Origin of the sequence: Vibrio tasmaniensis (assembly GCF_024347635.1) — a bacterium.
Taxonomy (GTDB): domain Bacteria; phylum Pseudomonadota; class Gammaproteobacteria; order Enterobacterales; family Vibrionaceae; genus Vibrio; species Vibrio tasmaniensis.
The window spans coordinates 2,668,989-2,690,184 of record NZ_AP025510.1 but is presented as its reverse complement, the minus strand read 5'-3'; the positions used below and the strand labels follow the sequence as shown (position 1 = coordinate 2,690,184).

Sequence of the window (21,196 nt, the reverse complement as noted above, 5' to 3'; positions counted from 1 at the left end):
AAAATTATAGAGACTCAGTGAACGTACGTGCGATAACGTCACGTTGCTGTTCAGTTGTTAGAGAGTTGAAACGTACAGCGTAACCCGATACACGGATAGTTAGCTGTGGGTAGTTCTCTGGGTGAGCAACTGCATCTTCTAGTGTTTCACGCTTAAGAACGTTAACGTTTAGGTGTTGACCACCTTCGATGCGTGGTGCTGCTTCGATAGCAACTTCACGGCTTTCGTATTCGCCTAGGTCTGCTGCTGAGATAACTTGGTCTGCTTCAAAACCAGATGTAGCAACAACACAACGAGCTTCGTTCTTCTCGTTGTCTAGTAGCCAGATTGAGTTTAGTAGGTCGTCGTTTGCTGCTTTAGTAATTTGAATACCTTGGATCATAACTATCTCCTAGTCCACTTTATGTGGTTTGATTATGGTGTTAACTTTCGAATTTTATTGAGCTGAGTAATATATACCTAGTTTGTGGTAGTTTAATATTGATTTAAGTCAAAAAACAACCAAAAACCTCAATTTTTTCAAGGTGATTACTTTGAGTTAAATCAATAAAACCTTTGAAAACAAAGTAATTACAAAATATTTTAAAGTATAAAAAATATTTAACAGTCGTATTTGTTGTAAATTTACTACATTTGTTGTGTTTTTATTGACCAGAAAGCGATACGACCCTTTATTTATTAAGCATCCTGAAAGTGTAAAGTGATTTAATGACAAACAATAATTCATCTTCAAAACCTGAAGCCAATATTAAGCTTATTGGTGCTCATGTGTCTGCTGCGGGCGGTGTTGATCAGGCGCCAATGCGTGCTCGTGAGATTGGCGCCAATGCGTTCGCACTGTTTACCAAAAACCAAAGGCAGTGGGCAGCAAAGCCGTTAGAAGCCAAAACCATCAGTGCCTTTAAAGCCAATTGCAAAGTGTTGGGCTTTAGTGCTGAACACATTCTTCCTCATGATTCCTACCTTATTAACCTAGGAGCACCAGAAGAAGAGAAGCTAGAGAAATCACGTGCGGCTTTTATTGATGAAATGGAGCGTTGTAATCAACTAGGACTCACGCTTTTGAATTTTCATCCTGGGAGTCATTTGAAGAAAATCTCAGAAAGCGACTGTTTGGCCAAGATCGCTGAGTCGATCAACTTGGCTCATCAAGCGGTACCTGATGTGATTGCGGTGATTGAGAATACCTCAGGGCAGGGCACGAACCTTGGCTGGAAGTTTGAGCACCTAGCAGAGATCATCGACCAAGTAGAAGATAAGTCACGCGTCGGCGTGTGTTTAGATACCTGCCATACTTTTACTGCCGGTTACGACCTACGAACAAAAGAAGCGTGTGAGCATACTTTTGCAGAGTTCGACCGCATTGTCGGCATGCACTATCTAAGAGCAATGCACATCAATGATTCAAAAGCTGAGTTTGCGAGCCGAGTCGATCGACACCATTCTTTAGGTAAAGGCGAGATTGGCTGGGATTGTTTTGAGTATATAGCCTCGGATTCTCGCTTTAATGGTATTCCTCTTATCTTGGAAACCATTGATTCGACGATCTGGAAAGAGGAAATTCAACAACTTAGAATGTTTCATCGATCAGCAACGCTAGCGTGCGAAGAAGCGTAATAATAGAAGGGAAAATTTATTTCCGTCTATTTCTAATAATTGGCACCTTTCTTTCATAGTATTAAAGTGAATATGTAGTTCACGATGTCTTAGAGGAGGTGCCTTTATGTATTCACAAGCCCAAACTTCAACTTCAACTTCAACTTCAACTTCAACTGTAGCTGTCGCCAGTCGTTTACCGACACCAAACCGTCACGTGCATAGCCACGGCCATTATCGTACACCGCAAAAAAGTGGTTAATCGAGATAAACACAACTTGAACTGATTATTATGATTCATCAACAAGTGAACCCTACACATCATGTTTATTGATAGCTGTATGAGGTATAACTAGAGCCTTATTTAGGACAGTTAGCCGATACAGCTATTTTTTTGTCTGGCGAAAGCCGCTAGAAACCTTGATGATTGGGAAGTAAAACGATGAGCGCACCAAAGAATTGGGAATCCATTATTAATGATGAACGTGAGAAAGCGTACTTTCAGAGTGTCCTCACGTTTGTTGAACAGCAGCGTAATAGTGGGAAAACCATCTACCCGCCACAAGAGCAGGTGTTCAGTGCCTTCGATATGACGCCTTTCGAGTCTGTGCGCGTGGTTATCCTAGGGCAAGACCCTTATCACGGTGCCAACCAAGCTCATGGCTTAGCATTCTCTGTGTTACCTGGCGTAAAAATTCCGCCCTCTTTGCGTAATATGTACAAAGAGCTTGTACAAGATATAGAGGGTTTTGAGATCCCTAGTCATGGCTTTCTTGAATCTTGGGCATCGCAAGGGGTGTTGATGTTGAATACGGTACTAACCGTAGAAGAAGCAAAAGCTCACTCACATGCTAAGTGTGGTTGGGAAACCTTTACTGATGTCATCATTGCTGAGTTGAATCAGCGTTCTGAACCGATCATCTTCTTACTTTGGGGAGCGCATGCTCAGAAGAAAGGCCAAGCGATCGATTCAGACAAACATCATGTGTTGGTCGCACCTCATCCATCGCCATTATCCGCCCGTCGTGGTTTCTTCGGTTGTCAGCATTTCTCGATGACTAACGAGCTACTCTCTTCTACTAATCAACAGCCTATCGATTGGACATTACCACTGGCACTGTAGATTGGTGTTTTTCTGAGCAGGTTCAAACCACAAATAGCCATCTTCATATACACTTGTAAATAGTAGGTGTAATGGAGTGCAATGCTATGATGATTGAAAGGATAAGACGAGAGCATGGCTATATGGCTCGCTTGCTCGCGATACTCAACAATAAGTTAGAGCTTCTAAAGCAAGAGCGAGAAATAAACTATAGCCTGATCGCAGAGGTGGTTCATTACCTCATGGATCATTCAGACAAGGTGCATCACCCTAAAGAAGATGTTATTTATCGTTACTACCTTAAGCAATATGGCAGTGATCAAGTGATTGAAGACTTGGAACTGGAACATCAATTGCTTTCTGAGAAAACGGCGGACTTTTTAGGTGTGGTCGATATGATCCTTCAAGATGCAGTGGTTCCTCAACAAGTGTTTATTGATCAGCTTGAAGCTTTTGTTAAAGCTCAACGAAAGCACATGGAATATGAAGAGAAGCATGTGTTACCAATGATTGTTGAGTCGTTCACTGTTAAAGATTGGCAAGAGGTGGAGTCTCAATGGCTTCAACCGGAAGGCGATCCTGTGTTCGGAGAGACAATTGCTGATGAGTACCGCCAACTCGCAGATCGTGTTCGACAGAATGAACAAGAGTGCGTTTAGCCAGTTGTCATGTTGAAGCGTGACTATTTTAGATGCTCTCTATATTAGATGGCTAGTTCCCAAATGACGCTTTGAGCGGATTAAATACCTCATAAAATAAAAAAGCACCTATATAGGTGCTTTTTGCTATCTGATTTCTTGTCGTGCTGATTAAAGCTTTATATCGTCAAGGCTAAAATCGAGACCTAGGTTCATCTCTCTAAGCTCTTTCTCAAGCTGTCTACGATCATTGATTGCCTCAATCTCACGCCATTTACGTTTGAGTGGTTTAGAGCGTGTTTTTTGAGTGGTACGAGGCATTTCTAGTTCTGATAATTCATCGAATTGAAAGCTATCCATAAGCATATCTCCTTCCGTGGGACTCGTTCTTACGAACCATTAAATATCATATTTAGGTTCACAATAACCTTGATTTGTTTCTCATTTGTTTCAAATGTATGAAGGTTTTGTTCTGTTTTATTATGCATGCTCACACATTGTGTGGATTTTTGTGTGCAAAAAACAAGCAAACAAACTTAAGTAAACGATTAAATTAGGGGGGATTGAATGTTAATTCATTGTGCAAATGGGATAGCATTTTGACTACAGTGCATTTGAGTGCGCATTGTGCCATGTAGTATAGGGATCTCATTACCCTAGGAAAAAACACAAATCTTCACTATACCTTGTAAAACCTAGGCTGACGTCACTTTTATGGGATGGCGTTTTTGTTTTTGTGATGCCTTGGTTTTTGTTGATATTATGTCCCGACAATGTGACTTTTATTAGGCGCTATTGTTGAGAATTGTGTTAACTAAAAGTGTATTATTGGTGAAATGTCATTTTAATATAAATTGATATGCATATTGATTTTTAGGTCGTCTCGCTGCATTATCCGCCCGTCAAAAAATACACTGATACGTAAAATGGATGCATGAAGCGACATTTACAATCTAGATCGCAGCAAATAAATATAAATCTAATGCCGACACAACTATTGACACTGGCATAGGTGATCTAGAGGAAGGCTAGGAAGCATGATCGGTGCTTAAACTCAATTACGAGGTTCACGTGACAGACTTAATCAATTTGATGAACGATCTCCTTTGGGGATCTATATTAGTTTACTTACTTGTTGGTGTGGGTATCTACTTCACTGTACGACTAGGTTTCATTCAATTCCGCCATTTCGGCCACATGTTCTCTGTTCTTAGAAACAGCCGAAAAGCAGACAGTGCTGGTATTTCTTCTTTCCAAGCTCTTTGTACTAGTCTCGCTGCTCGTGTAGGTACGGGTAACATGGCAGGTGTTGCTGTAGCATTAACCGCTGGTGGCCCTGGCGCTATCTTCTGGATGTGGCTAATTGCCATGCTAGGTATGGCAACATCGTTTGCAGAAAGCACACTAGCACAGCTATACAAAACGCGTGATAACGATGGTAACTACCGCGGCGGCCCTGCATACTACATGGAGAAAGGCCTAGGTATGCGTTGGATGGGGGTTCTATTCTCTATCTTCCTAATCATTGCATTCGGTCTTGTATTCAACGCGGTTCAAGCGAATGCGATTGCAAGCGCAATGAACACGGCATTCGACTTTGAGCGTAGCTACGTTGGTGTTGGTATCGTAATTATCTCTGCATTCGTTATCTTCGGTGGTATCCGTAAGATTGCTCGCACTGCAGAAATCATTGTTCCAATCATGGCACTGGCTTACTTAGCTATCGCTATCTACGTAATGCTAATGAACATTGAGAAAGTGCCTGAAGTTCTGGCTCTTATCTTCAAGAGTGCATTCGGTCTGCAAGAAGCAGCAGCGGGTGGCCTAGGTTACGCAATCGCACAAGCGATGATTAACGGTATCAAACGTGGTTTGTTCTCGAACGAAGCGGGTATGGGTTCTGCGCCAAACGCAGCAGCTTCTGCTACGCCTTACCCACCACACCCAGCATCACAAGGTTATGTGCAAATGCTAGGCGTGTTCATGGACACGATTGTTATCTGTTCTGCAACAGTAGCAATCATCCTGATGTCTGGTGAGTATGTACCACACGGTGAAGTAACGGGTATCGAACTAACGCAACGTGCACTAACAGCACAAGTCGGCGAATGGGGCGGCATTTTTGTAGCGGTAGCGATTTTCTTCTTCGCTTTCACTTCAATCATTGCAAACTACTCGTACGCGGAAACGAACCTTATCTTCCTAGAGCACAACAACAAGAAGGGCCTAGTGCTGTTCCGTATCGTTGTACTGGGTATGGTTATGTTTGGTTCTCTTGCGACATTACCAACGGTATGGGCACTGGCTGACGTATCGATGGGCTTAATGGCGATTGTGAACTTGGTAGCGATTATTTTGCTATCGGGTATCGTGATTAAGCTAGCGAAAGACTACAACCGTCAATTAGACGCGGGTAAAGTACCCACGTTCGATGCGGATGATTTCCCAGAGCTTAAGGCTCAATTGGAAGATGGTATTTGGGTTAACAACAAGAAGAAGTAATCTTGTTGGAGTGATTCATCACTCATCCTAAAATCATTAGAAAGGCTAAGGTTTCGACCTTAGCCTTTTTCTTTGCAAGCGAGTTATAGCTAGAACTGACTATCAAAGTAATAGGAAGAGTCATAAAGACAAGTTGATGTTTTTTCTATACTCTAGCTGCATCCAGTTAGATAACCGATTAGGGTAAAGTTATGTTAGTTGTCGTTTCTCCAGCCAAGACATTAGATTACGAATCACCATTAGCGACTGAGCGCTTCAGCCAACCAGAGTTTGTTGAACACTCTGCTGAGCTTATTGAAGTGTGCCGTAAGCTGACACCTGCTGATGTATCAGCACTGATGAAGGTAAGCGATAAGATTGCTGGGTTGAACGTAGCGCGCTTTGAGCAGTGGAGCGAGACCTTTACCCAAGAGAATGCTCGCCAAGCTATTTTGGCGTTTAAAGGCGATGTATACACAGGCCTAGATGCTGAAACACTGTCGGACGATGATTTCGATTACGCACAGAATCACCTGCGCATGCTTTCTGGTCTATATGGGTTATTGAAGCCATTAGATTTGATGCAGCCTTACCGCCTAGAGATGGGCACACGCTTAGCCAATGAGCGCGGCACTAACTTGTACCAGTTCTGGGGTAATCTCATCACAGACAAGCTGAATGAAGCGCTGAATGCTCAAGGCGACAATGTGTTGATCAACCTAGCATCGAACGAATACTTTAAAGCGGTGAAGCCGAAGAGCCTTGACGGTCAAATCATCACGCCAGTTTTTAAAGACTGCAAGAATGGCCAGTACAAGGTGATTAGCTTTTACGCCAAGAAAGCGCGTGGCATGATGGCTCGCTACATCATTGAGAACAAAATCGATTCAGTTGAAGCGCTGACCAAGTTTGATACGGCGGGTTACTACTTCGTTGAAGAAGAGTCGAACGCAAAAGAGTTAGTCTTCAAGCGTGAAGAGCAAAACTAGTAGCTCTTGGTTAATTAGTCACTCTTGGTTAATGAGTTACTCTCGGTTTGAGTTTGAAATTAGAGGCTTAGTTATTTAGCCTTATAACAAGCCAGGCAATAATAAACCAGACAAAGAAAAGCCCCATGCAGATATAACTGTATGGGGCTTTTTGTTGAATCATTGAAAGGCTGTTAGATTACTTGTTCTTAACGGCTTTCTTTTTCTTAGCGATTTTCTTTTTCTTAGCAATTTTTTGCTTCGCTACCGCTTTCTTGTCTTCTTTCTTCGGCTTTTTCTTCTTCGTTACCGCGGCTTTCTTATGCGTTGGGCGCATGCCTTCGATGAAGCGTTCTTTGATCGCATCTTCAGTGTAACGAGCCACACGTTCAATCATTAGCTGATCGTGTGCTTCAATGATAGAAACCGCGTTACCTTTTTTACCTGCACGAGCCGTACGGCCGATGCGGTGTAAGTAGACATCTGCGGTACGTGGCATGTCGTAGTTAATAACGTGGCTCACATCTGGAAGGTCGATACCACGAGCTGCGACGTCAGTTGCCAGCAGTACGTTGATAGAACCATCGCGGAAACGAGAAATTGCGTTGTTACGACGATCTTGAGGCATTTCACCTTGGATCCATACACACGGGATCTGTGCACTTTCTAATTGAGCTCGTAGGTCACCTAGGCGGTCACGAGTCTTCAAGAAGATGATGCTGCGTTCAGCTTGCTCTGTGATGATATGTTTTAGGATATCAAGCTTGTGCTTAGCTGAATCGGCGCGGTGATACCATTGAGTGATCTTCTTACGTTCACGCAATGACGATTTTGCATCGATCTCTGCTGGATTTTTCAGAAGGTCTTCAGTGAAACCTTCAATACCTTTACCTTCTAGCGTTGCTGAGAACAGTAAAGTTTGTTTACGCCAGCGACACTCTGCAGACAGACGGTCAACAACAGGACCAAAGCCCATGTCTAGCATACGGTCTGCTTCATCGAGAACTAACCATTCAATCGCACGGCAGTCAAAACGCTCGCCTTCAATGTATTCCATCAGACGACCAGGTGTTGCGACGACGATATCTTGAGTCGTGCTTAAGATATCTGCGTGCTCTTGGTACATCACACCGCCCGTGATCGTAAAGATGTTCAGGCTGGTGTATTTAGCAAGCTCACGTGCTTGTTCGGTGATCTGCATTGCTAGCTCACGTGTTGGCGTCAGGATAAGCATACGTGCAGGGCCAGATTTCTTACGCGGGAAATCCAGTAGGTATTGCAGTGCTGGCAATACAAATGATGCTGTTTTACCAGTACCTGTTGGCGCAGAAGCCAAAACGTCTCTTCCATCTAACGCTTGTGGGATTGCTTCAGCTTGTATCTGTGTTGGACGTTCGTAGCCCATTTCGTCAATTGCTTTAAGCAGCTCTTGGTTTAGATCGAGTTCTGCAAAGGTTCTGATCACTGTTGTTTCTCCACAAGCAATAAATGTTTCTGCCTCAAAAAGCAGACGATAAAAAAGAGTAGTCGGACATTATAGAAGCATTAGTGATTAGGATCACATGGTATTTGCTACATCTTGAGATAAAAATCTTTAGTAAGGGCAATAAATGCCTCGCTATAACCGTCATCGTGATGGATCGTAAGCGATTCACGCTGCAAATCTTGCTCACAAACAGGATCTTTAGATAATTCAAACAGGACTCGAATTGCCGGTTTTCTGTCTGTTGTTTTCACATCAAGGCGCTTTGCTAGGTACCAACCACATTGCTCGGCAAGCTTGATGAAGCCTTCTCCCTCGGTTGTCGGCAGGATAAAACTGGCTGTGGCGGCATCCGTCGTTATCTCGAAACAACGCTGAGCAAGCTCAAGGTGATCCAAGCTGTTGGTGTGTCTGGCGGTCGCTCTTTGGCTTTGCTGTGCCTGCTCTCCAGAGTTGAAGTAGGGCGGATTACAAATTATTGCATCAAATCGTTGCGATAAATCTGTGGTTAACACGCAGCCATGATGAAGGGAGATGCGATCTTGCCATGGCGACTGTTTAATATTGACTGTTGCTGCATCAATGGCGTGCTGATCAATATCGATAGCTGAGATAAAGGTGTCTTCAAAACGTTGTGCAGCCATTAAGGCTATTAGCCCAGTGCCAGTGCCAATGTCGAGTATGGCTTTTTTATGAGCAAGGTTCGCCCAAGCGCCAAGTAACACGCCATCGGTGCTAACCGGCATGCCGCTCTGTCCTCCGAATATAGAGAACCTCTTAAAATTGAAGCTTTTAGTCTTTATCGTTTTATCTTTCATGAATATTCTGATTATCGAGATTTTTAAGTGATTAGCTCTAATGTTAACTATTTGTGTAAATTAATATTCTAATTGTTCGTCTATTGTTGTTAATAATTGTTAGTTGATAATTATGCTCATATGCTTATATTTAGTTTAATTCACTGCTTTTTGTTTATATATGCAAATTTATATGGTGTTTTTTTACGGTGACTTGCAGCTAGCCGAGTGTTTCGTCATTATGCGCGACTATTTTAAAGATTGATTGGCAGCTATCAGCTGTAACATTCATGTAAACACAACATAAATTCATAAATATAATTAAGGATTATCTGTGAAACAGAGTCTAAAACTAACAGATATAATGGCATTGGGCTTTATGCTTTTTGCGTTTTTCTTAGGGGCGGGTAACATCATCTTCCCACCTCTTGCTGGTCAATTGGCTGGTGATCACTTTCTTCCAGCGATGTCTGGTTTCCTGCTGACCGCCGTTGGTCTGCCGTTAATCACTATCGTCGCAGTTGCAGTGGCGGGGGGCTCTTGGGGTCACCTAACGAAAGATCTTCCAAAGCAAGCTGCTACCATCATGGCCGTGTTGATCTTCATCATCATTGGTCCTGCATTTGCGGCACCGCGTACCGGTCTTGTTGCTTATGAGATGGCGGTGAAGCCGTTCTTCATTGATGCGACTCAAGTTCATCTAACTCTCTTTTCGATTGCATTTTTTGTTGTAGCGATGTTCTTCTCATGGTCGCAAGGTAAGCTTATTGACGTGATTGGTAAGGTACTTACGCCTGCACTATTCGTTGGTTTGGTTGTACTTGCCGTTGCTGTTTTCATTAACCCACAAGGTGATGTCCTTGCGGCTCACGGTGAGTACATCACTCAGCCACTGACCAAAGGTTTCCTTGAAGGCTACAACACCATGGATACGTTTGCTGCTTTGATGTTTGGCATGCTGATTGTTGACGCGATTCGCAGTAAAGGCGTGACTGACCGCGCAGCAACAACTAAGTACCTAATCAGTGCGGGTTGTATTGCCGCAGCGGGTCTAGCGTTTGTTTATATCTCTCTGTTCTTCCTGGGCGCAACAAGCGCGACAGTTGCAGCGGGTGCAGATAATGGCGGTGCTATCTTAAGCCTATACGTTCAATCACTATTTGGCCCATCAGGTCAGCTAGTACTTTCAGTTATCGTATTGCTAGCATGTCTAACGACGGCGATTGGCCTTGTGTCAGCATGTTCTGATTACTTCAGCTCGCTAACACCTCTGTCTTACAAGACCTGGGTTATCATCAACGGTGTAGCTTGTGCAACCGTAGCGAACGTTGGCCTTTCTCAGCTAATTTCTCTGTCTGTTCCTGTACTGTTTGCTCTTTACCCAGTAGCAATCGCATTGGTCGCACTAACATTCTTGCGCAGCCGTTTCCCTAATCCAAAAGCGGCTTACCGCGTAGTTGTATTAGTGTCTCTACTGTTTGCTCTTATCGATGGTGCTAAAGTGGCGGGTATGGATGTATCTGCAATGAACATGCTGCCATTGTTCGAAATCGGTATGGGTTGGTTGCTTCCAACGACTGCCGCAATCATCTGTATGTTCTTCGTTGGTAAATCAACAGAACAAGAGATGGCTGAAGAGACGGTTTAATCTTCCGTTGAGATTAAATAGTCACTCGATATGACATAGAAAAGGCCTCATTACTTCGCAGTAATGAGGCCTTTTTGTATCTAATCGATGATGTTTTTTCTGCCTGAAGCTCTTAGTTCTTAGTTCTGAACTCTAAGGAAGCAGAACTTATAGCTTTTCGCTGTACTCAACCAGTACTTGTTCAACCCAAGTTGCGATGCGTTCGTCGCTGAGTTCGTACTGTGAATCTTCATCAAGAGCTAACCCAACGAATTGTGATTGGTCTTCGGTTAGTGCTTTAGACGCTTCGAACTCGTAGCTGTCATCGTTTGGCCAGAAGCCGACAAATTCAGCACCAGCGATTTTCAGCTCATCATGCAATAATCCCATCGCATCTAAGAACCACTCGCCGTAGCCTTCTTGGTCACCTAAACCAAACAGCGCAACAACTTTGCCTTTCATTGGCGTGGTTGCAATGTCTTCCCACAGTTCATTCCAATCTTCTTGGATTTCACCGAAGTCCCAAGTTGAGATACCGAGCAGTAAAAGATCGTAGTCCGCCATCAATGAAAGAGGGGTTTCTTTCACGTTATGGATATCAACTAGGTCTTCACCAATAATGCCGCGAATTTTCTCTGCTGCCATTTCTGTGTAGCAGGTAGTTGAGCCGTAAAATAATCCAATTTTCATAGCAAACGTTCAATTTTAATTTGAGATGGCGAATTCTAACCATAAATCGACTTCGATTGCAGCGATTATCCGCTCAAGTCGTAATTTTTATGGCATTCATATTTGCTCTGGCATACTCTCAAAACAGTTTCCAATATTGTGAGTAACACTATGCAGTCGCCTCAAGGGCAGAGCGCAGACCACGGTCTAGTCGAACAGTTTTTAGATGCTATGTGGATGGAGCGAGGGTTATCGGAAAATACGCTTGTCTCGTACCGTACCGACCTATCTAAGCTTCTAGCGTGGATGGAAAAGAACAATTACCGCCTCGATTTTATTAGTCTTTCAGGGCTACAGGATTATCAAGGTTGGTTAGCTGACGCCGATTTTAAACAGACTTCTCGTGCTCGTATGTTGTCGGCGATTCGTCGCTTGTTCCAATATCTACACCGCGAGAAAGTAAGAGCCGACGATCCTAGTGCATTGTTGATCAGCCCTAAACTGCCAAAGCGCTTGCCAAAAGATTTGAGTGAAGAGCAAGTGGATTCGCTGCTTGAAGCGCCAGATCCAAACGATCCCATTGAGCTTCGCGATAAGGCGATGCTTGAGTTACTCTATGCAACCGGCTTGCGTGTTACGGAACTCGTCAGTTTGACCATGGAAAACATCAGCCTAAGACAGGGCGTGGTGCGTGTTATTGGTAAAGGTGGCAAAGAGCGCTTGGTACCAATGGGCGAAAACGCCGTCGATTGGATAGAGACTTTTATTGAACAAGGTCGCCCACAATTACTCGGTGATAACAGCTCAGATGTGGTTTTTCCGAGTAAACGCGCTAAGCAAATGACTCGTCAAACGTTCTGGTATCGTATTAAGCATTACTCGGTTATTGCTGGTATCGACACTGACCTATTGTCACCACACGTATTGAGACATGCTTTTGCCACTCATTTACTGAACTATGGTGCCGATCTCAGGGTCGTACAGATGTTGCTTGGACATAGTGACTTATCGACTACCCAAATTTATACTCACGTGGCAACTGAAAGGCTGAAGCAAATTCACGCGCAGCATCACCCACGTGCTTAAATCCATTTATTTTTAAGGTGAACTTAATGAGCGTATTACGCCGTCTTCCTCTATTAGCGCTTCCTCTCATGATTACTGCATGTAATGCATCAGAAGCGAAAGTAGAACATACATCAACAGCCGTAGAAGCTGCTCCAGCTCAAGCTATTGATACTGCAGCGTTAACTAAGCGTTTTGAAAAAATCGGTATTAAAGTCGATAAAATTGTCCCTTCAGACATCAATGGTCTTTTAGAAGTTCAAACCAACAGCGGCATTATATTTTCATCTCCAGAGGGCGATCACTTCCTCGCGGGTACTCTTTACTCGTTGGATGACAACGGCAAGTTCAGCGACGTATTGGCCGAGCGTCAAGCTCCGCTTAATGCTGAAAAAGTCGCGGCACTGTCGGATACGGTTATCGAATATAAAGCCGAGAACGAAAAGTACGTAGTGACGGTATTTACTGACATTACGTGTGGTTACTGTGTTCGTCTACACAGTCAAATGCAGGGCTACAACGACTTGGGTATTACTGTTCGTTACATGGCTTATCCACGTCAAGGCGCAACCGGAAAAGTTGCCGATCAAATGGCAGCGATCTGGGCGTCTGATGATCCAAAAACAGCTATGCATGATGCTAAAGTCAATCGTCAAATGCCAGCGTCTGGTAAAGACCTAGCAGAGCAGAAGCAGATCATCGCTAAACAATACCAACTCGGTCGTGAGCTTGGCATCAATGGTACACCTGCTATCGTACTAGCAAGTGGTGAGTTGGTAAGTGGTTACTTACCGCCAGCGCAACTTATTCAGCGTTTAGAGCAGTAATTTTCATTTTTGATTACCTATTCATTCCCCTGTTTTTGATTTAAGGAGTGGCCTGATTGATATCGGGCCCATTTTTATATGATAGAGATCCAACGCCGTCCTGAGGTCGACACTTCAGTATTACCTGCTCATTTACCTGACTTGTTAAAGCGTATTTATGTGAGTCGCGGGATCGACAGTGCTGACCAACTAGAGACAGCAGCGAAAGGCTTGCACTCTTATCAAAAACTGGGCGGTATTGATGCTGCGGTTGAATTGTTGTTCAAAGCCATCCAGCAGCAAAAACGCATCATCATTGTTGGTGATTTCGATGCCGATGGCGCGACCAGTTCGGCCTTGTCTGTGCTTGCTCTGCGAATGTTGGGCAGCTCTAATGTTGATTATCTGGTTCCCAACCGTTTTGAAGATGGTTATGGCTTGAGCCCTGAGGTTGTCGAGCAGGCTATCGAACTCGGTGCTGAAGTGATCATGACGGTCGACAACGGTGTTTCTTCCATTGACGGTGTTCGCTTCGCTAAAGAGAAAGGCCTTGATGTACTGGTTACTGATCATCACTTGCCTGGTTCTGAATTACCGATTGCAGATGCAATGGTCAATCCCAACCTAGAAAGCTGCGCATTTCCGTCAAAAGCGCTAGCCGGCGTTGGTGTTGCGTTTTACCTGATGATGGCGTTGTGTGTTCATATGCGCAAATTGAACTGGTTTGTAGAGCGCGGCATGACAGAACCCAAGTTGATGGAACTGATTGACCTAGTGGCACTGGGTACTGTCGCGGATGTGGTTCCACTTGATGAAAATAACCGAATCTTGGTCCACCAAGGTTTACAGCGTATTCGTGCAGGCAAAGCGCGTCCGGGTATTCAAGCCTTGATTGAAATTGCCAAGCGAGACGCTAAGCGTTTGGTGGCATCTGATTTTGGTTTTGCACTCGGCCCACGTATCAATGCGGCAGGTCGGTTGGATGATATGTCTTTTGGTGTTGAACTACTAATGAGCAATAACATCCATGCCGCGCGTCGAATGGCCAGCGAGTTAGATGGCTTGAACCAAACACGTAAAGAGATCGAAGAGGGCATGAAACAAGAAGCGATGGCTTTTTGTGAGCGCCTTGAATTTGGTAAAGATGATTTGCCTTCCGGTTTGGCGCTGTTTCAACGTGATTGGCACCAAGGCGTAATTGGTATCTTGGCTTCGCGTATCAAAGACAAATATCACCGCCCAGTGATCGCATTTGCTGATGGTGGTGAAGGTAGCATTAAGGGGTCATGTCGTTCGATTCCAGGTTTGCACATGCGCGATGCACTAGACAGAATCGACACTCAAAACCCTGGCCTGATCTTGAAGTTTGGTGGTCACGCAATGGCAGCCGGCTTAACCATTATGGAAAAAGACTTCGAGCGATTCAGTAAGCTATTTGATGACGTTGTGCGCAAAGAGCTCGGCGAGACGGCACTGAAGGGCATTATTTTGTCTGATGGTGAGCTATTACCAGAAGAATTTTCTATGCACACCGCTGAAACGTTGCGTTCAGGTGGTCCGTGGGGACAAGCTTTCCCAGAGCCCATCTTTGATGGTGAATTTAAAGTTCTGCATCAAAAGTTAGTGGGTGAAAAGCACCTAAAGTTAATGCTTGAGCCGCTGTACAAAGGCCACGCGACCAATGTGATGATTGATGGTATTGCCTTTAATGTTGACCTACGCCGCTGGCCTGATGCCTCAGTGAAAACGGTACATCTTGCGTTTAAGCTTGATATTAACGAGTTTCGTGGCAACCAATCGCTGCAGTTGATGGTTGACCATATTGAAGCGAAATAGTTGAAGCCAAATAGCGTTATCGTTCACTGAGTGAGGTTCATCATTTAGTGGCAAACCCAACAAGCTCTGTTCAAAAACAGGGCTTGTTTCCCTTCCTTCCCTTACAAATTTTACGTGTTTTTTCTGCCCGTCAATTTTATATCCGATTAAGTTATTGAATCTTGGTGCAGCACTCTAAAAAATTCTGTATCTCCGTCACACTTTTGAGTACAATTCTCCGGTTAAATTCTACTCATAAATAATGAGCTAAAATGTTTGAAATCAATCCTATAAAAAACCGTCTGCAGGATGTGTCTGAGCGCACAAATATCCTGAGGGGGTATCTTTGACTATGACGCTAAGAAAGAGCGTCTAGAAGAAGTAAACGCAGAATTAGAACAACCGGATGTATGGAACGAACCTGAGCGTGCTCAAGCGCTAGGTAAAGAACGTTCTGCATTGGAAGCGGTAGTAGAAACAATCGACCAACTTGACCAAGGTGTTGAGGATGTTGATGGCCTATTAGAGCTTGCGGTTGAAGAAGAAGATCAAGAAACGTTCGATGAGATTGAACCAGAACTGGCCGAGCTTGAAGCTAAGCTAGAGAAGCTGGAATTCCGTCGTATGTTCTCTGGTGATCACGATGCATCAGATTGCTACATCGATCTGCAGTCAGGCTCGGGCGGTACAGAAGCTCAAGACTGGACTTCAATGATGTTACGCATGTACTTACGTTGGGCAGATTCGAAAGGCTTCAAGACTGAAGTTATCGAAGTGTCTGATGGTGATGTTGCTGGCCTTAAAGGCGCAACGGTACGTATCTCTGGTGAGTACGCTTACGGTTGGTTACGTACAGAGACTGGTGTTCACCGTCTAGTTCGTAAGTCACCATTTGATTCAAGTGGTCGTCGTCATACTTCATTTGCTTCTGCGTTTATCTATCCTGAGATTGATGACAACATAACGATCGACATTAATCCTTCTGACCTACGTATTGACGTATACCGTGCCTCTGGCGCTGGTGGTCAGCACGTAAACACCACGGAATCGGCGGTACGTATTACTCACGTTCCGACTAACACTGTGGTTCAGTGTCAGAATGACCGTTCGCAGCATAAGAACAAAGATCAAGCGATGAAGCAGCTACGTGCTAAGCTTTTTGAACTTGAGATTCAAAAGCAAAATGCTGAAAAACAAGCGAGCGAAGAAACGAAATCAGACATAGGTTGGGGCAGTCAAATCCGCTCTTACGTACTGGATGATTCTCGTATCAAAGATTTGCGCACCGGCATCGAAAACCGTAACACTCAAGCGGTTCTTGACGGTGACTTAGACAAGTTTATTGAAGCTAGCCTGAAATCAGGTCTGTAAGCTTTATCAACTATTAAGCTTTACCAATAATATTGGTAAAAATGCCTATATTTGAAAAAATATAGCTGTCCAAATTATAAAAGCAGGGTACATCTCTAATGACTGATGCTGTTCAAAACGAAAACGCACAAGAAGCTTCTTCACCTGAAGAGAACAAACTAATCGCTGAGCGCCGCAGTAAGCTGGATCACATCCGCCAAAACTGCAAAGCTAACGGTCACCCAAATGACTTCCGTCGTGAGCACCTAGCTGGCGACCTTCAAGCGGAATTCGGTGAGAAGACTAAGGAAGAGCTAGAAGAGCTTAACCACATCGTTGCGATCGCTGGTCGTATTATGGCGAAGCGTGGTCCATTCCTTGCGATTCAAGAAACTTCTGGTCGTATCCAAGCATACGCAGCGAAAGACGTACAAAAAGTACTGAAAGAGAAGTACCAAGGCCTAGATATCGGTGACATCATCGGTGTTAAAGGTGCACTTCATAAATCAGGTAAAGGTGACCTTTACGTGAACATGGAAGAGTTTGAATTGCTAACCAAAGCACTTCGTCCTCTACCAGAGAAGTTCCACGGCCTAACTGACCAAGAGATGCGTTACCGTCAGCGTTACGTTGATCTAATCGTGAATGAAGACTCTCGTAACACATTCATCGTGCGTTCTAAACTTGTGTCTTCAATCCGTAACTTCATGAGCTCAAAAGGCTACCTAGAAGTTGAAACGCCGATGATGCACGTGATCCCTGGCGGTGCAACAGCACGTCCATTCATCACTCATCACAATGCACTAGACATCGACATGTACCTACGTGTTGCACCTGAGCTTTACCTTAAGCGTCTAGTAGTTGGTGGTTTTGACCGTGTATTCGAGATCAACCGTAACTTCCGTAACGAAGGTCTTTCTCCACGTCACAACCCAGAATTCACAATGATGGAATTCTACCAAGCGTACTCTGACTACAAAGATCTAATGGATCTAACGGAAGAGATGCTAAGCACAGCTGCGATGGACGTTCTTGGTTCGACTTCTATGCCTTACGGTGACGAAACCGTTGAGTTCGGTGGCACTTACGCTCGCATGAGCATGTTCGATGCAATCAAACACTACACACCTGAAAATGCAAATATTCAAGCTCTGACTGAAGATGATCTTCAGAACAGAGAATTGATGGTTAAAATTGCAGAAGAAGTGGGTCTGTACGTTGAGAAATTCTGGACATGTGGTCAGCTTCTTGAAGAGATCTTTGGTGAAACGGCTGAGCCTCAGCTAATTCAGCCAACGTTCATCACGGGTTACCCAGCGGACATCTCTCCACTGGCTCGTCGTAGCGACAGCAACCCATTCTTCACCGACCGCTTTGAGTTCTTCATCGGTGGCCGTGAAGTTGCGAACGGTTTCTCTGAGCTTAACGATGCACAAGACCAAGACGAGCGTTTCAAAGCACAAGTTAATGCAAAAGACGCGGGTGATGACGAAGCGATGTACTACGATGCAGACTACATTACTGCACTAGAGCATGGTCTTCCGCCAACAGCGGGTCAAGGTATCGGTATCGATCGCCTAGCAATGCTATTTACAAACACGCACACAATTCGTGACGTGATCTTGTTCCCGGCAATGCGCCCACAAGCGTAGTTCTCGCTTATGGGGTGTGACAGCCCATCTAATTTGAAAGCCACCTTCGGGTGGCTTTTTCTGTTTTTAGCGTCAAAACCTAGCTCGTACCACACTCTTGATTCGAAAAATGATTATTTATGACATAGTCTTACCATTGAGACAAAAAATCTAAGATAGTCTCATTACTATACGTATCGGATCTGAATACGATCTTGTGGCACTTTGTACCCGTATGATTCGTTTTACTCGTATTAGCCTGATTGAAATAGAAATAAAAATAGAATAAGGAAGAAGGATGGGAACTCAATTTAAGATGGATTCCTTGCCAGGTTCTCTTATCGTCGTTGGTGGTGCGTACGAACCCTGGTTATCAGTGTTAGAGCAAGTGGGTTGGCAATGCACCCAGTGTGCTGATTTACGAAAAGCCGATGCCTTGATTGCTGACATTGGCCCATGCATTGGCATTGTGGATCTTAGTCATGATGAGTTTAGCCTTAATGGTATCGCTAACCTCGTGAGCAATAACAAGCAAGTTAGATGGCTTGCTTTTATCCGTGAATCGCAATTGAGCTCAGATACCATCTGCCAATTTATCGTTAACTTCTGTATCGACTTTTTCACGGCACCAATCCCTGATGCTCAGCTATTGAGTACCATTGGTCATCAACTGGGTATGCTCAAACTTGAGCAGAAAGTATGGCCAAACTACGGTATTAACAACAATATGGGCCTACTAGGCGATTCTGTAGCGGTGAAGCGCTTGAGAGACCAAGTAAAGCGTATTGGACCCACGGATGTCAGTATCTTGATTTACGGTGAGAGCGGGACAGGAAAAGAGACGATTGCACGTTCCATTCATCAAAACTCTTCGCGCGCGCAAAAGCCATTTTTAACGGTCAACTGCCGAGCTCTGTCTGAGATGAGAATTGAGTCTGAAGTCTTCGGCATTTCAGCTCAGCTTGGTGCTGCACCTTGTATGTTGGAAGAAGCTGATGGTGGAACCATCTTACTTAACGATGTCCTTGCGATGCCACGTAATCAACAATTGAATCTTTTACGCTTTTTACAAGAGGGAAAAGTTGAAACCTCGAAGGGAGCTAAGTCTGTTGATGTTCGCATTTTGGCAGCTAACTCTTCTGATATCGAAAAGGCATTGATCGAGGGCGACTTCAATGAAGAGCTTTATCATTACATCAATGTTCTGCGTATCCATGTTCCTAGCTTGAAAGAGCGTGTAAGTGATATATCAGTACTGGCGAATCATTTTCTGCGTGAGTACTCGAAAGAGTTTAATGCACAAGCTAAGAGCTTTTCAGACGATGCTATTCGATCGATGAATCGCTACCATTGGCCTGGCAATGTTCGTGAATTGATGAATCAGACCAAACGCGTCGTGTTGATGTCAGATGCCGTGATCATTGAGGATCACCAGCTGGATTTACCAAAACAGAATGATGAACGCCGCAGTCTGAAAAGTATCCGTGAACGTTCAGAGCGAGATGCCTTACTCATTGTGTTGGAATCTCATGGTGGTCAAGTATCTTTGGCCGCTAAGGAGCTTGGAGTTTCGCGTGCAACTATGTACCGCTTACTTAATAAACATGGTCTTATCTCTGAAGGCGTTGTTTAGACTCTTTTCTACATGACTTTATTCAGTCACTGTAAATTTAAGGGCCACGTATCATACGTGGCTTTTTTGTTTCTGAAGGATAGTCCGCTGTATTATACCAATCGTAGTAAATAACTGGTCACCCTAGCTTGTTAAAAACCTCGATAACTTCGTTAGAATTTTTGATTGTAGAATAACTACTTATCAAAAAATTCTGCCTTGTTCTCAAGCTTTTTTCCTACGCTATGTTTGATCACTTACTTACTGTGATTGGTATTATAGAGAGAGCCCTAAGATAGATATGCTGTGATTTTATATAATCATAGTGAATATGTTATATGTAAAGTGATATGCAACTAATATTTCGGGTGAATAATTTGTTTTGAAATTGTTAATCAATTAGCGGTTGAATAATATACTCACTTGGTTAGAATTTAACCGTGAAAGCAGCAGTTTAACAAATACTTGTCTGCTTTTATTATCTTATTTCTTTTTGGATTTTTTAGTTAGTTTGGAGGCGTAAATGAAACATTTCGATTTTATACAGCATATTTGCGCGTCGTTTGATCCGTGTACTGACCTGGTGACTGATATGTCACAAACATCAGCCATGGCCGATCGAAACACCCAAGATAAACCTAACTAATAGATCCGTACCCTTATTTGGCTGCGGAAAAATAGCAGCTAAGTGAGAAGCCCTCATACTATCTAACACGCTATTTTTCCTCAGTTGATTCAACAACTGGAGAGTTATTATGCGTCACTCAGTCTATCTAAAATTAGCAACAGTCCTTATCCGTGCTGATCTTCGTCGTGAAGAGCGTGAATGGCAACGAAAAGTTCGCCGTAGTTCATATGATCTACCGTGGAACAATACTCACTTATTGAGAGATATTGGCCTTGAAGCCGATGGTCGACCAATTGGTTTTTCTGAACCTGAAGTCGTCACGATTGAACGTCGAGTACGTTATCTTCGTCGTGTCCTAAGTGCGCGAATACCGACGTAATCTGCGGGGTTGATAGCACCGTTCAACCCCTAAGATAAGTCGCAGTGATGGTTATGGCGTCGAAAGTGCAAACTTTTGAACTAGAACTGGCCAAAAAAGAGAAGCTCTTGCTTCTCTTTTTTGCTTTTTTAAGTCGTTATCTAGTAAAGGTAAATAGTTCGGCTAAGCTTTATAGAGCAAGGGAGGCTGGCTATGCAAAAGCATCAATTAGACATGTGGTTACATGGAGAGCACAAAGACTCTTATCAGACACCGAAAGTGTATGTTATTGGTTGCTCTGATATCTCAGAATATTTACTGGCAGTGGAGTACAAACATAAGCTGGAACCCGTAAAGCAAGATGGAGAGCCGCTTCACTTTGGATCCTTGGATCAAGTAAAAGAGGAGTTACTCCGGCTAGGCTTTGAAAAGGCATACCTTCGACTCCATAACGCGTATGACGAGTTTGGTAATGAGCCAAGCCAAAGCTACTGTGATATTGAACTGGCGCTCAAACCTCATTAAAAGAGCGTTTATCGTTAGAGATTGCTTCTAACTACAGACTGCTCT

The 21,196-nt window shown here is 43.8% G+C and carries 19 protein-coding genes; 14 read left to right on the top strand and 5 right to left on the bottom strand.

Translation table 11 applies throughout. The annotated features are described in order from the left end of the window. Positions 1-4 precede the first annotated feature (4 nt). The gene (gene grcA / locus OCV44_RS12045) at positions 5-382 is read right to left on the bottom strand and encodes an autonomous glycyl radical cofactor GrcA (protein WP_139683852.1); all 378 of its coding nucleotides are present in this window, start codon (positions 380-382) and stop codon (positions 5-7) included. A gap of 326 nt (positions 383-708) precedes the next feature. Between grcA and nfo the strand changes: the two genes are divergently transcribed. The 3 genes from nfo (at position 709) to OCV44_RS12030 (ending at position 3,357) form a co-directional block, all read left to right on the top strand. Next, positions 709-1,617: a deoxyribonuclease IV gene (gene nfo, locus OCV44_RS12040; protein ID WP_139683853.1), complete on the top strand. Its 909-nt coding sequence runs from the start codon at positions 709-711 to the stop codon at positions 1,615-1,617. A 421-nt stretch (positions 1,618-2,038) separates the two neighbouring features. Then, positions 2,039-2,719 (top strand): uracil-DNA glycosylase, encoded by a 681-nt coding sequence (ung, locus tag OCV44_RS12035; protein WP_139683854.1) that lies wholly within the window; start codon positions 2,039-2,041, stop codon positions 2,717-2,719. 86 nt (positions 2,720-2,805) lie between these two features. Further along, positions 2,806-3,357 (top strand): hemerythrin domain-containing protein, encoded by a 552-nt coding sequence (locus tag OCV44_RS12030; protein WP_139683855.1) that lies wholly within the window; start codon positions 2,806-2,808, stop codon positions 3,355-3,357. A gap of 150 nt (positions 3,358-3,507) precedes the next feature. On the opposite strand, the gene OCV44_RS12025 is transcribed toward OCV44_RS12030, so the two are convergent. Further along, positions 3,508-3,696: a DUF3545 family protein gene (locus tag OCV44_RS12025; RefSeq protein ID WP_009848419.1), complete on the bottom strand. Its 189-nt coding sequence runs from the start codon at positions 3,694-3,696 to the stop codon at positions 3,508-3,510. Between the two features lie 711 nt (positions 3,697-4,407). Between OCV44_RS12025 and OCV44_RS12020 the strand changes: the two genes are divergently transcribed. Both OCV44_RS12020 and yaaA read left to right on the top strand, forming a co-directional pair. Further along, entirely contained in the window at positions 4,408-5,838 is a 1,431-nt protein-coding gene (locus tag OCV44_RS12020; protein ID WP_009848420.1) for an alanine/glycine:cation symporter family protein, read from the top strand. 191 nt (positions 5,839-6,029) lie between these two features. Beyond that, on the top strand, positions 6,030-6,806 hold the full coding sequence (gene yaaA, locus OCV44_RS12015) for a peroxide stress protein YaaA (RefSeq protein WP_139683856.1): 777 nt from the start codon (positions 6,030-6,032) through the stop codon (positions 6,804-6,806). 178 nt (positions 6,807-6,984) lie between these two features. Here the strand turns inward: yaaA and srmB are convergent, their stop codons facing one another. After that, a complete protein-coding gene (gene srmB / locus OCV44_RS12010; protein ID WP_009848422.1) occupies positions 6,985-8,250 on the bottom strand; it encodes an ATP-dependent RNA helicase SrmB in 1,266 nt (421 codons plus the stop codon). 107 nt (positions 8,251-8,357) lie between these two features. After that, positions 8,358-9,086, bottom strand: coding sequence for a tRNA1(Val) (adenine(37)-N6)-methyltransferase (locus tag OCV44_RS12005; protein WP_139683857.1), 729 nt, complete (start codon positions 9,084-9,086; stop codon positions 8,358-8,360). 313 nt (positions 9,087-9,399) lie between these two features. Between OCV44_RS12005 and brnQ the strand changes: the two genes are divergently transcribed. After that, positions 9,400-10,713: a branched-chain amino acid transport system II carrier protein gene (gene brnQ, locus OCV44_RS12000; RefSeq protein ID WP_065680310.1), complete on the top strand. Its 1,314-nt coding sequence runs from the start codon at positions 9,400-9,402 to the stop codon at positions 10,711-10,713. Between the two features lie 147 nt (positions 10,714-10,860). Here the strand turns inward: brnQ and fldB are convergent, their stop codons facing one another. Next, positions 10,861-11,382 carry a flavodoxin FldB gene (fldB, locus tag OCV44_RS11995; RefSeq protein ID WP_139683858.1) on the bottom strand — a complete coding sequence of 174 codons (522 nt, stop codon included), beginning with the start codon at positions 11,380-11,382 and terminating at the stop codon, positions 10,861-10,863. Between the two features lie 150 nt (positions 11,383-11,532). Here fldB and xerD point away from each other — a divergent pair, with 150 nt between their 5' ends. The 8 genes from xerD (at position 11,533) to OCV44_RS11955 (ending at position 21,151) form a co-directional block, all read left to right on the top strand. Next, complete coding sequence (xerD, locus tag OCV44_RS11990) at positions 11,533-12,447, top strand: site-specific tyrosine recombinase XerD (protein ID WP_139683859.1); 915 nt, start codon at positions 11,533-11,535, stop codon at positions 12,445-12,447. A gap of 26 nt (positions 12,448-12,473) precedes the next feature. Continuing rightward, positions 12,474-13,253, top strand: coding sequence for a thioredoxin fold domain-containing protein (locus OCV44_RS11985; protein WP_139683860.1), 780 nt, complete (start codon positions 12,474-12,476; stop codon positions 13,251-13,253). Between the two features lie 78 nt (positions 13,254-13,331). Then, positions 13,332-15,068: a single-stranded-DNA-specific exonuclease RecJ gene (gene recJ / locus OCV44_RS11980; RefSeq protein WP_139683861.1), complete on the top strand. Its 1,737-nt coding sequence runs from the start codon at positions 13,332-13,334 to the stop codon at positions 15,066-15,068. Positions 15,069-15,319: 251 nt separating this feature from the next. Next, positions 15,320-16,418, top strand: a protein-coding gene (gene prfB / locus OCV44_RS11975) for a peptide chain release factor 2 (protein WP_100208942.1) whose coding sequence is annotated in 2 segments (ribosomal slippage) — positions 15,320-15,394 and positions 15,396-16,418 — 1,098 coding nt in all. Because the reading frame shifts where the segments join, the coding sequence is not laid out codon by codon here. A 98-nt stretch (positions 16,419-16,516) separates the two neighbouring features. Then, positions 16,517-18,049: a lysine--tRNA ligase gene (lysS, locus tag OCV44_RS11970; protein ID WP_009848430.1), complete on the top strand. Its 1,533-nt coding sequence runs from the start codon at positions 16,517-16,519 to the stop codon at positions 18,047-18,049. 277 nt (positions 18,050-18,326) lie between these two features. After that, a complete protein-coding gene (vpsR, locus tag OCV44_RS11965) occupies positions 18,327-19,661 on the top strand; it encodes a cyclic-di-GMP-binding transcriptional regulator VpsR (protein WP_139683862.1) in 1,335 nt (444 codons plus the stop codon). Positions 19,662-20,395: 734 nt separating this feature from the next. Beyond that, complete coding sequence (locus OCV44_RS11960; protein ID WP_139683863.1) at positions 20,396-20,647, top strand: DUF1127 domain-containing protein; 252 nt, start codon at positions 20,396-20,398, stop codon at positions 20,645-20,647. 192 nt (positions 20,648-20,839) lie between these two features. Continuing rightward, positions 20,840-21,151, top strand: coding sequence for a DUF6482 family protein (locus tag OCV44_RS11955; RefSeq protein WP_004735016.1), 312 nt, complete (start codon positions 20,840-20,842; stop codon positions 21,149-21,151). The last annotated feature ends 45 nt before the right edge of the window (positions 21,152-21,196 follow it).